The 13,234-nt window shown below is 36.8% G+C and carries 7 protein-coding genes; all 7 read right to left on the bottom strand.

All coding sequences use genetic code 11. From position 1 onward, the window contains the following. Nucleotides 1–113: 113 nt before the first annotated feature. Nucleotides 114–1,598 (bottom strand): sulfatase, encoded by a 1,485-nt coding sequence (locus QL232_RS02325; protein WP_281612900.1) that lies wholly within the window; start codon nt 1,596–1,598, stop codon nt 114–116. A 3-nt stretch (nt 1,599–1,601) separates the two neighbouring features. Further along, the gene (locus QL232_RS02320) at nt 1,602–3,611 is read right to left on the bottom strand and encodes a sulfatase-like hydrolase/transferase (protein WP_281612899.1); all 2,010 of its coding nucleotides are present in this window, start codon (nt 3,609–3,611) and stop codon (nt 1,602–1,604) included. A 64-nt stretch (nt 3,612–3,675) separates the two neighbouring features. Continuing rightward, nucleotides 3,676–5,580: a 7TM diverse intracellular signaling domain-containing protein gene (locus QL232_RS02315; RefSeq protein ID WP_168882368.1), complete on the bottom strand. Its 1,905-nt coding sequence runs from the start codon at nt 5,578–5,580 to the stop codon at nt 3,676–3,678. Nucleotides 5,581–5,719: 139 nt separating this feature from the next. Further along, nucleotides 5,720–7,060: a hypothetical protein gene (locus QL232_RS02310; RefSeq protein ID WP_281612898.1), complete on the bottom strand. Its 1,341-nt coding sequence runs from the start codon at nt 7,058–7,060 to the stop codon at nt 5,720–5,722. Nucleotides 7,061–7,077: 17 nt separating this feature from the next. Continuing rightward, on the bottom strand, nt 7,078–8,700 hold the full coding sequence (locus QL232_RS02305) for a RagB/SusD family nutrient uptake outer membrane protein (protein ID WP_281612897.1): 1,623 nt from the start codon (nt 8,698–8,700) through the stop codon (nt 7,078–7,080). A gap of 11 nt (nt 8,701–8,711) precedes the next feature. After that, a complete protein-coding gene (locus QL232_RS02300; protein WP_168882365.1) occupies nt 8,712–11,816 on the bottom strand; it encodes a TonB-dependent receptor in 3,105 nt (1,034 codons plus the stop codon). Between the two features lie 25 nt (nt 11,817–11,841). Beyond that, nucleotides 11,842–13,203, bottom strand: coding sequence for a hypothetical protein (locus QL232_RS02295; protein ID WP_281612896.1), 1,362 nt, complete (start codon nt 13,201–13,203; stop codon nt 11,842–11,844). Nucleotides 13,204–13,234: the final 31 nt, after the last annotated feature.

Raw genomic sequence — 13,234 nt, 5'->3', positions numbered from 1 at the left:
CAACATGTTTTAATTGGAATATCCTTTTTATAGGAAAGACTAAAAAAATAAAGGATTAAGCTTTCACCTAATCCTTATTTATACACCGAATCACTATTACGAAAGTAATGTCTTTATTTAGCTTTTTGTACCCTTCTTTCCTTCTTACGGATATTCGCGTCTTTCTGAATTTTATTCGTTTCCTTTATCAGATATTGCTCATTATCCCTTTGTAAGAACAACTGTAACATAGGGTCTTTAGTGACTTGCATACTTCTAATCATTTCTTGTTCCATGACCTCTTGTGTAGTAGCATATTCGTTGTCATCAATGATATTATTTAAGGCATGTGGGTCCTTGCTTAAATCATACATCTCAGTGACTGTTCTGAATAAACAGAAATCTAGTCTTTCCCTTAGTTCTTTATCGTTGTGTGCCGCTTCAGTCATCGCCTCAAACGATGAACCATTAATTGAAGACGTTTTGTATTGACGGCCACCAACTGCCCAAGGGTTGAAAATATATAAGATATCTTTAGATTGCACCGCTCTCATAGTAAAGGCTTTGCTCCCTGAGTTTTCATTATAGTGAGTATATACAAACTCCCTTTCTTGCTGCTTTTTACCTTTTAATATTGGCAAAAAACTTCTACCATCCAGCTTTTTAGGCAACTTAATTTTTGTAGCTTCTAGTAACGTAGGCATTAAATCAACCATTGAAATTAAATGCTCCTCATCTACTTGACCAGCTTTAATTCCTTTAGGCCATTTAATGATAAAAGGAGTTCTGGTCGACTGTACATAGACATTAGACTTTGCAAAAGGGAAAGCCATTCCATTGTCAGATAAGTACACAACGATAGTGTTCTCAGCCAATCCTTCTTCGTCTAAAACGTTTAAAAGTCCGCCAATAACATCATCACATCTTCTTACTGAAGAGTAATACCCTGCCAATTCTTTTCTAACACCTGGCAAATCTTCTAAAAAGCCCGGTACCTCTACCTCATCTGGAGTATAAATTCTTGAAGGCCTTTGCTTCCCTCCTCTTTCATAATTGGGAGTATCCTTGAAAAAAGGACGGTGTGGATCATGGGTGTTCGCCATCATAAAGAAAGGCGCATCTTTACCTTTTGCTTGTTGCACAAACTTCTGAAAATGCTCTTTATATAACCTTGGGCTCCTCCCACTTCCTAGATCTTTTGCATCTTGATCGTAATCCCAGATGTAATCGTCTTTAGGTGTAGAGTGTTTTACTTTACCAAGTACTCCCACTTCATATCCTTTTCCCTTTTTTAATTCTTCGGCTAAAGTAGGCACTGAATTATAGGCACTGTAAAAACCTAAAATACCACTATTGTTAGGGTAACGCCCTGTACCAATCACTCCTCTAGAAGGTTGGCAAACCGCTACAGTAACATGGGCATTTGTAAAACGTATTCCCTCACCTGCCAACTTATCTAAGTTAGGTGTAATATCTTCTACTTTACTACCATTCACTCCCAATGAATAGTAGTCCATATCGTCTGCGGTGATAAGTAAAATATTAGGTGTTTGCCCTTGAGCAACTCTTGCAGCAATGCATAACAAAATGCCTATTAAAATTCTGTACCTTCTTTTCATGGTTTAGTTGATTTTAGCTCCTTTTATGTTCAGTTCTTTTTTCTCGTATTCTTTCGGTAGCAAATGATAATTCTTGTCTGTTGTTCCTATCACTTCTCCTTTGTATTTGATAATGTATTGTTCCACATTGGGGATATTTTTCCAAACAACTACTTGTTTATCTTCATTATAGATACTTGGATAAAGTGCAACATTTTCTACTTTAGTACTCACATTATCAATTATTTCTTTTCCTTGATTATTCCACCAGATGTCATCGACAAAAATGTCTTCGTTGTGCTCCACTCCAGAAAATTCAAGTGTGATGCCTTTTGATTTTTTGCCTTTCCATTCTGAAAAATCAAAGACTAGATCTTGCCATTCATCATTTCCGTTGTACTCTTTGTGAGCCTTTTGTGATGTAATCGCTTTTGTATCTCCATTTAGCTTCATTGTCACCGTAAACGGTTGTTTGCTTCTCACTTTTAAATGCCCAAATCGGTGTCCTTTTTTCATCATTGGAGAATATCTTGCGAATACTTTTAACGTACCTTTCTTCTCTCCCATTTTAAGGTGCATCACTTGGTTTGAAGTATTTAAACCTTCCTTTTTGGTATTAGGAACCACCATTACATCTTCAAAATCTACACTCGAAAATTTCTCTGATATCAATTCTTCAAACGTAAACTGATTATCTACTTTATACTTCCCGATGGCAGCAGGATTCCATCCCCAAGAATAGGTCGCATTCTTACTATCCCAAGCAGTATACATTTGGGTTAATCTTTCTACTTCATTAGGGTATTGATCATATACATCATGCTCTTCGTAAGGGTCATTTGCAATATGGTATAACCTGACTTTATCGTTCTTCTGATCATAAAATAACTTCCATTCCAAGTCTCTTACTCCCCATTTATTGGCATTTTTCCAATATAAATCTTGATGTGGAGCCTTATTATCAACTTCATTTAAGTAGGGTAATAAGTCCACCCCATCTAATGCATTCGTAGGAGTTTTTCCAGCTAGAGATAAGATCGTTGGCATAATATCTAAGCTTGTAACCATCTTTTCATATTTCTGATTGGCAGCAATCTTACTTGGGTAATACATAAAGTAGGGAACTCTTATTCCTCCTTCATATAAAGTTCCTTTTTGTCCATTGAGTGGTAAGTTGTAGGAAGCGTTGTCATTCGGTTTCCCTCCATTATCGCTAATAAAAACGATCATCGTATTCTCTAGTAAGCTTTGCTCTTTCAAAGCCTGTACAATCCTACCAATATTCTGATCCATTACATATTGCATGGCTACAAGCTTCTTACGCATGGGATCTTCGATATGAGAAAACTGTGCTAAAACTTCCTTAGGAGCTTCTAGTGGAGAGTGAACAGCATTAGGTGCCCAATACATAAAAAACGGTTGTTCTTGGTCTTGTTGCTGAATATATTCAACTGCCTTGTCCCCAAATAGTGTCGTTAAATACTTATTGGGCGTCTGTATAGGGGTATCATTTTCTAAGAAAAACTGTGTCGCATGATCTTCAAAATAATACGATGATGCACCTCCTAAGAAACCATAATAGTAATCAAAGCCTTTATTATAAGGGATGTACGCATTGTCTTCCTGTCCTCCAAGATGCCATTTTCCTATCGCAGCTGTTTTGTACCCCGCTTCTTTTAACTCTTGGGCTAACGTAGGGTAATCATGACTGATCCCCGGAACAATCTCTGGAGAAGGACGGAAAGGTCCTGGGTTATCTTTAAAACCAAAACGTTGTTGGTAAGTCCCCGTCAGTAACCCTGATCTAGAAGGAGCACAAACCGGAGCAGTAACATATCCTTCTGTAAAATGTACTCCTTTAGTGGCAAGTGCATCAATGTTTGGTGTAGGAATATCTGTTCTGTACTGATGGTATCCTACATCAGAATAACCAAGATCATCGGCTACAATGACAATAAAATTAGGTGATTGAGCCCATACTTGGGTACTACAAAATAGTAGCACACCTATGGCCCATGCTTTGTAATATTTCATTTGGTTTTAGTTGATAGTATATTCTTAATTAAGAATATGAATGATGTTAGTGAATATTGATCGATTAATTTTTGTTGAAAATTTCTGGCGAGAATGTCGGTAATAATAACTTCTTCTCCTTGGCACTAAGGATTTTCGTTTTAAACTTGGCTACAGTATTTCTCGACATTTCCAATTGCGTTCCTAACTCAACATTTGTGAAATCCTTTTCATGATACCTTGTGATATATGAAAGATAAAATGCCTTTGTAAGGTCAAATTTTACGCTATGAAATACGGTATTACTCGTCACAGACTCTACATAACCACACTTAGAACAACGTCTAGAAAATGACTGGTTGCCTTTAGAATAATTTGTGTTTTTACACTGCTTACATTCGTACCCTTGTTCCCACTTTTGCTTGTCCAAATAGCGTTTACAAGATAAATGGTCTGGAAAGAGTTCTTTAAATTCTTCTAAGCTTATGATCTTATGCACAAACCTATTTTCTCTCTCCTTAATGATACTTTTCTTCAGCTTATAATTATTGACGTCCAAGGTCTGATTAATCAAATTAAGGTGATCTGTTTTCTCTTGTAACTTCTGGTTCAGCTCCTTCAATTTTCTTTCACTTTCCATTAAAGAGGCTGTCCTTTCCTGTACCTTAGTTTCAAGCTCTTCATTCACCTTGTTTTTTAGACGCATGGTCTTCTCTTGCTCCTCGATCACTTGCTTTTGCATCATTTCTGTTTTCTTTTGATGCTCAATAAGCTGTAATTGCGATCGCTTCTCGTTCTCTTTTAACACTCGTAATGAATCATATAAGGCATAAGAGAACAAAAGCATTTCCATTAAAAGTGACCCTCTTAAACTATACTGTGTAAGCATATTAAACGGTATCATGCCATGTGCCTTTAGGATAGATAAAATCGTACCTGCCAACAACATCAATAAACCGAATACAAAGTAGATAGAGATTAGCTTCTCTCTATAAACATTAACGGTATAGTACAATAAAATAAGGATACATAGCAAGAGAATAATACTATTGGCCTGACTATTAATAATCAATAAATCTACGGCCAAAATCAGTGTTTGCCCTATTAAAAGGTAATTGATATAACGTACATATTTTGCATTCTTGGCTTCCTTGATCAAGACTTCTTTAATTAAGAAAGTCACAGACAATGCACAGAAAATACTTAATAGATTAACAGCGTAACTATTGATGATCGGGTTATCATACCACACAAACTGAAAGCCTGTTCCGTCTGCAGAAGCATTAAATAAACCCACTGTAAAAATATGCAGAATATATACTAAATATTTTGATTCTCTGATACTTAACCACAGCATGAAATTATAAATGGCCATGATTAAAATCGCTCCGTAATAGATACCAAACCATAAATACTCTAAAGTAGCATGATATACTAAACGCTCAGTACTTCTAAAATTGATATGTAAATCTACCTTGTGGTTCGATTGCACCTTAATATAAATTGGCTGGCTGTAATCAATATTATTATTTAGGGGGATGATAAAGTTTTTGTGTGCAAAGGGTCTCTGGTCGAAATTATACATATCACCCATGACCTCTTTTTTTACTTCACCGTCGGTTTCTACAAAAAATACAACAACATCATCAATGGCTTGATCATATAGTTCAAATGTCCATGATTTATTATTGAATTTTTGGATATCGATATAAAACTTCATCCAATACGTCGCTTTCGTATCAAAGTTTTCCTTAGAATACTTTTTAGCACTCTTGAACTCTAATGAATCTCCAACGATATCTGCATACGTCATTACTCTTGAATTGTCCTTGTAAAAAGGAATTTTTTCAAGGTTAAGTAACTGCTCATTTGAGGCATCATCTAAATGAATAACTAAATCATTTGAGTTTAAATTCTGTGCATAAGATAAAGGCTGTAGTGATAATAAAAATAGTAGAGTTAAGATAACATTTTGTACCGATCTTATCATATCAGTAGTTGAAGTTTCAGTTGTACTGTAGTAATTATATTTTATACGGTATTTCAAATTATTTAGATTTTAATATTAGGGAGTATTTATAAAAATAGAACCCAACAAAAGCTGGGTCCTATCAACCTTCTAACTTTTATTAATTAATTACTAAAAATCTACCTCTAATTCCTAATTCGTCAATACCCATATATCCTCTATTCACTGCGGAAGTAAGACCATGTACGTAGACTACTACAACACGGAAATCTTCTCCTTCAAAAGGATTGTTGATCTCTATTGATTGGTGAATAAATAATTTCTTTTCGTCTACTTGGTAATCGGCTGAATTAAATGCCAAAGTCCAATGCTCATACGCTTCATTGATGCTTCCAGCGTCTAAAGCCTCCTGATAATCTTCTGCTTTGACTACTCTGGCTTCAATACGTTGTTCGCCTCCAACTCCTGTGATATTATTGAACACCGCACCGATATCGATCGTCATCACTTCCATGTTTTCCGAAGACATTTCTGGAGTAACCATCACATGCTTTGCAGTAGAAACGTTATCATAATTTCTGGCATAGTTTCTTGTAATAAAGTTCTCTCTACGGTCTACATTAGGGTGGTTATTTCTATCTACTGCGATATTCCACCAAGTCTGTCCATTCGGTAATGCAGGACCATCAATCTTCATGAAATCTATTTCAGCAAAAACAAATTCATCTTCGTTGTCTGGTTTTAAACCTTGATCAATGTGCATGGTAAATAATTCTCTTTCCTCAATTTTTAGCATTTTCGTATAGAGGGTAAAAGAAGGGTTATTCTCCGATACACCATACTCATTTTCAGCACTTATAGAAATGATATAATCTTCATTCTCTAAAGTTCCTCTGACATGAAAACGGCCATTGGCATCTAATGAAATCGTTGTAGAAGCAGGTAATTCTGGCGATGCTTCAATCTGAACATCCGATAAGAATACACCTTCGGCAACCACACTTACACTTTCTACTTGAGAAGATAACGGGGTACCTTCTTCATCCATATATAGAATGATCGAATCCTTTTTTGTTTCCAATGATAACTCAGGGCGTTTATCTACTAACATAACTCTGAAAGCATCATCAAAATTAGAAGTGCCTGCCTCATTAGAAGCCATTACACTTACATGATACCTACCCAAAGTGGTTCCATCCGTTGGTTCCAAAGAGAGTTGTCCCGTTTCAATATCAATCGTAAACGGATTGTATTCTTCAGGTACATCTGTACGAATACTATCCTCTATTAATACAACCTCAGCAATATCGAAAGTGGTCGTTCCTTTTGAGATCACCTCTGGAGCATCGCCTTGCACTGCTCTATTATGTGCCACCGTAAGATCATTTCTATGGTACAATAAGTTTTCTGGAGGCACATCCGGTACATTAAAGTCCACCTCGTTATTGGTCAAGCAACCTACCAGTAAAAACGTAAAGAATATATATATTAATTTTTTCATGATTTTAGAGTTTTAGATTACCAAAGAGGATGTTGTTTGATGTTGTAATTCAATTGTAATTCTTCCGTAGGAATAGGGAAAACCACATGCTTTTCTTCACATCTTTCACCTGGGAATGCCAAGTGCTCTTCATTATCAGGACGGAAGTCTTTATTTGATCTCACATTCTGACTTACTTCTTTCATAGTCTTTTCTAGAATTCCCCAACGCACTAAATCGAAACGTCTGTGTCCTTCAAAACATAATTCCCTCTTACGTTCATCTTGAATCAACTTCATAAAATCGTTGTTGGCATCACTCAATCCCTGGCTTAACGAACCCGCATTGGCTCTTTGTCTTACCATTTCGATGTCTGTCTTTGCCTGACCGCTTTCACCATACAATAAATAACTAGCCTCAGCGCGCATCAAAAGAATATCACTAAATCGTAAAATTGGGAAATTGATCGATGTTCTATCCTTGATAATCACCCCATTTTCTAGGGTCTCTACTGTTCCGTCTAATTCACCATTATGGTCTCTTCCTCTGTCTAAACGTCTCCATTTTCCAGGGAACCATCTTAACTCATTTCCAATATTTACAGCCACAAAATTGTCGTCTCTGTAATTGAAACTAAAGTTGGCACAATTCCACTCAAAACGGGTATCGTCTGCACTGTAGGTGCTTTTATGCATGGAAGGGGTGATGTAAGCATGTCCAATACTAAAAGGCATAGTACCTGTGGTTAACTGTATTTGGACACCATTAAAGTTTCCAATTCTACCTCCCAAATCTCTACCTTCAGTAACGGTAAAATCTACTTCCCACATGACCTCTACATCTCTTCTTATTCCTTGAATCTGGTTTAGGAAAACATCTTTGTATTCTGGCAATAGAGAGTGATAACCAAATTCTGTTACTGCATTGGTATGTTCGATGACTTTTTGTAAACAGTAATCTCTACCCAAATCGCCTCCTTGAATTCTTGCTCCTGCCATTGTCAGGTACACCCTTGCGGCTAAACCATGTGCAATCTGTTTACTTACTCTACCATATTCTTTCGGACGGTCATTAAGTAAAGTGATTGCTTTGTCAAGGTCTGCAATAATCTGATTGTATACTTTAGGTGCTGGAGTATTTGGTAAATTCAGCATATCCAGATTACCATCGATATCAGTAAAGTGATCCAATCTTAAGGGCACATGTTCCCAAACCCTAACTAAGTTGAAGTAGAACAAAGCTCTTAAAGTAAGTCCTTCTCCAATCATCAGTTCATGATCTGCTTTTGATAAGTAATCGATAGTATCTCTTTCACTTAGGTTGTCAATCAGATCATTAATTCTATTGATCCCTCTATAGGTTCTTGTCCAGATACGGTTCAAATCCACATCAGAATCATTGTAAGACATCTTCGTTAATTCATGATTAAACAAAGATCTTCGGTACAACATCTCATCGGTTCCCACATTAAACCAGATCGAGAAATCTTGATCATATATATCTCTTAATGAAGCATATACTCCTGATAAAGCGAGATATGCCTGTTTATCATTTTGATAGTAATCATCCCTTCCTATTTCATCTTTAGGATCTAAATCCAAAAATGTACATGAAGAAATAGAAATAACTAGGGCAATAAGTATTAATAAATTCTTTTTCATAGCTGTTGTGATTAGAAAGAAACTTGGAAACCTACAATAAATGATTGAGAAGCAGGGTAAGAAGAATAATCAATGCCTTTGTACATGGCTTGGTTTCTTACAGATACTTCTGGATCATAGCCAGAGTAATTAGTAAATACCCAAAGGTTATCTACTGATCCATATACCCTCATGCGTTCAATTCTTAGCTTTTTTAATTTTGATGGCTCAAAAGTATATCCTACCGTAACATTCTTAATTCTTAGGAAAGAAGCATCTTCGATAAAGTAATCACTCATCTGATGACCACCATATACTTGCTGATAGGTATAATCCTGTCCTGGGCCAGGAGCTCCCCAAACACCACCATCAACGGGGTTATTCAGTGCCCATCTATTACCCACATCTTTCAGGTAGTTTCTACCTCTTTGGTTACCGACAACACCAAAATCAGCCATATTACCATTAAATACTTCTTGTCCTACCGACCAAGTCAGTAGAATACTTAAATCCCAGTTTTTATAGGTAAAGTTGTTGGTAAAACCACCAAAGTGCCTTGGGTTAGGATTACCAATGATTTCCTTATCATTTTCATCAATAACACCATCACCGTTTACATCCCTATATTTTGGCATACCCGGTCTTACTTGTCCTGTCTGAGAATTGAATCCCGGAACGCCTTCTCTTAAGACCAGTTCACCATTTGAGTTTCTTACAAAATCATCTTTTTGATATACTCCATCGTAACGGTAACCATACATCTGCGTCATTGGCATACCTACGAATAAACCATAGTATAATTCTCCAGCGAACATTCCTCCAACATTCGGGTCATATAATCTGAAATCTTCTCCATAAGATAGATTTTTGATCTCGTTATCATTGAAGGAGATATTGAAATTGGATGTCCATTTGAAGTTTTTCGTCTGAACATTTACCGTATTCACACTAAATTCTAAACCTCTGTTGGCAACCGCTCCAATATTCTGTTTTACCTGAGTATAACCTGTTGAAGGAGCTACTTTGGCATCAAAAAGAAGGTTGTCTGTTAAATTGTAGTAGTATTCAACATCTACCAATAACCTGTTATTTAGGAAGCCCATTTCTGCACCAATATTAAATTGCTGAGTTGTCTCCCATTTTAGATTAGTATTCGCTAATTTATCTTGATAAAAAGCAGATTGATACTGCCCTCCTAAATAATATCCTGGTCCCACAGCCATCGTAGGAATAAAATCAAAATCTCCTACTCTATTGTTACCCGTTGTACCAATACCTGTCTTAAATTTCAGGTCCGAGAACACATTTAAATTCTGAATAAAGTCTTCGTCTCCTGCTCTCCAAGCTGCAGAAACTGAAGGGAAGATACCAAACCTATTTCCTTGTTTAAAACGAGAGGAACCGTCTGCTCTAAGAGATGCTGTAAGAATATATTTACCCTTATAAGCATAGTTAACTCTACTCAAACCAGACATTAGATTTTGTCCTGTAGCTGCTGAAGTTGGCATCTTCGCTACATTACCTAAGCCGATATTATTCCATCCTAAATCATCTAACGGGAACTGAATTGCAGCCGCTTGAAATCTATAACGGTTCGTACTTTGGAAAGTAATACCCGCTAAGGCATCGATCTTATGACCGTTCTTTGACCAATCGTACGATAGTGTATTCTCATTGATAAAGTTCTGTGCTCTTAACTGAGAAATATGACCGTTGATACCATCACTTCCTCGGTCTGCCTGATTGGTACCTTCTCTAAAAAACGTTTTCGTTTGAGAGTAGTTTATTTGGTATCCCAGCTGTGTACGGAACTTCAATCCTTTTGCAAGGTCTACATCGAAGTTAACATTGGCTTGCATCACATCTGATATCTCAGAACGGTCTGTATTCTCTAATGTTTGTGTCGGAGGATAGAAACCTGCACTTAATTCATCATCATCATCTAAATCGCCATTTTTTGGTGTCATAGGTCTAAACATGATGGCCGATTTGATCGCAGATACACTCGCTGTTGATGTTTTCTGTCCTTTGTGTTCTGTATGAGAGTAATTGATGTTCATACTCATATTCACTCTCTTTCCAAGGTTCTGATCCAGTTTAAAACGACCATTGATACGCTCAAAACCTGTATTCATTAATGTACCTGCTTGGTTGACATAACCCATTGAACCAAAATATTTAGTTTGGTCAGAACCACCTCTCATGGATACATTATAATTTTGGAAAGGCGCTACCTTAAAGATTTCATCTTGCCAATTGGTCATATCGGCATCTGTGTAATTACCTACATCACCCCATGGATCACCACCTCCTAAATCATGCTGTAATTGCACATATTCGTGGGCATTTAGTGTTTCCATTCTTCGGTTGTGAGGAATTTGAGAAACACCAACTTTTGTATTGAAGGTAATCACAGGCTTTCCAGCCAAACCTTGTTTTGTTGTGACTAAGATTACACCATTGGAACCTCTAGAACCATAAATTGCCGTTGCCGATGCATCTTTTAAAACATCAATTCTTTCGATATCGGCAGGATCTAAAGTAAATAGTGAAGGATCTTCTAAGGGGAATCCATCTACTACGTATAAAGGAGCAGAAGAACCCGTAATTGTATTGGCACCACGAATTTCAAAGTTCATGGCTTCGCCAGGTCCACCTTCGCCGGCAGATACCTGAACACCTGCCATTCTACCCTGTAACATTTGATCAAAAGAAGCTGCAGGCATAGAGTTAACCTCATCATCCATTACCATCGATTGAATGGAACCCGATACTTCTTTGGCATCTTGCTTACCATAACCTACAACTACCAACTCGTCTAATTCCTCTACTTCTGGAATCAGCTGAATATCAATAATCGATCGACCATTTACAGGTATTTCTTGTTGCGTATAACCAACATAAGACACCATCAGAACAGCGTTCTGTTTTACTCTTAAGGAGTAGTTACCATCAAAGTCTGTGGCAGTACCATTATTTGTACCTTTTATACGGATACTCACACCTGGGATAGTCTCATCGTCTTCACCAATGACTATACCTTTTACTTTGATAAATTCTTTTTGAGCGTACGCATCCATGGATAACATTAATAAGCCTCCAAGGATCAGTGTTATCAATTTGTTTATTTTATTCATTTCAATTGAGAGTTAGTCACGATACTTATTTTCCTCTTACTTGCATTTGATAGATGTAAAATCTTCTTGCAAGCCCTCCTAATTCGGGGTTAAAGAAATCGGCCCTTAATGCAACCCTTACTTCTTCCTTTAGGAAGTTGGATGGAATGGAAACTTGTACATTTCCTTCCTCTCTAAGTAGTCGTTCATTAATTGTTGTGGTTCCACTTGGGAAAGGCATCAAATCTTCAGAAATATCGTTAGCCAATACAGTCCAGTTGGATGTTTCCGGAGCATCTTCATTGTATTCACTTTGCTTACAGATCATCACCCCTAGATGTTGGTTTAAGTTTTGTGCACCGCCAGTATATCTCCAAAAACCTGTGATATCTAAGTATCCTTCTTCGTCTGCATACGATAAATCAATCACATCAGAGATAAGGTCACCTCTTGATTCTTGGTTCCAAGACCAGTAACCTTTAACGATCTTTTCATTTACAAACCCATCCTCATTTTCGAAATTGAAGGCAACACCGGCCCAAGCTCTTCTCCACAAACCTCCAGTATATGCTGGGCCGTTGTCTTCATCATTTAATTCAGTAATATAAGCCTCACCATCAATTTCTTTTTCTACTACGCCATATGTTGTATGATGCACTGCATTCTGTAAACCATAAGATGTAGGAGTTCCTAAAAAGGAAATAGCATTATAAAATAATTGACCTACATTTTTGCCAATAATTTCGATCGTTACAGCAGCATCTTTTACTAATTCGCCTAATGTATTTGCGACTTCAATACCTATCTCAAAAACTTCAATCTGATCGTCTTCAATAGGAAAATTGTTGGTTAATTTAACCCTGCCCAATTCTTCATCAATAGAGAAAATATCGGTATGCTCTGTTAATCTAAAAGAATACGGGCCTCCTCCTTTAACATGAGGTCTATTGGTTTCAATTTCTGTATCATCGCCATAAAATGAATAGATATTAGGCATGTAAATAATATCTTGAGGAGCAATTTGATCTGCCGTAAAGTCTAAGATATCTGTAAAAGAAGTCGCTCCCATGCTGTTTTTTACTTCTACATCAATGGTATATCTTCCTACTGACAAGTCATTAAAATCTCTGATTGTAATAATTCCCGTTCTGCTCTGGATTCTAAAATTCTCCATCAAATCCTCTCCCTCGTAATCATCAGATTTTACATCCAATAGGGTAAAAATCACTTCTTCACCGCCAGTAAAAACTGAAGGCTGATCTGTAGTAAATGCTTCTCCACAATAATACTCACCGATACCAACGTACCTTAAGTCTTTTGGTACACCTACGTAGAAGGAGTTTTCCTCCTTTTGACAGGCACCAAGAAGCAGTATTGATAATAATAATAAAGTAAGATGTTTGATCATTTCATTAACAAGGTTTTAGTTCATATGAATT

Origin of the sequence: Flammeovirga sp. SubArs3, from assembly GCF_947387565.1 — a bacterium.
Classification (GTDB): Bacteria; Bacteroidota; Bacteroidia; order Cytophagales; family Flammeovirgaceae; genus Flammeovirga; species Flammeovirga agarivorans.
The sequence above is the reverse complement of the archived record's forward strand: the minus strand, read 5'-3'. Positions and strand labels throughout refer to the sequence as shown.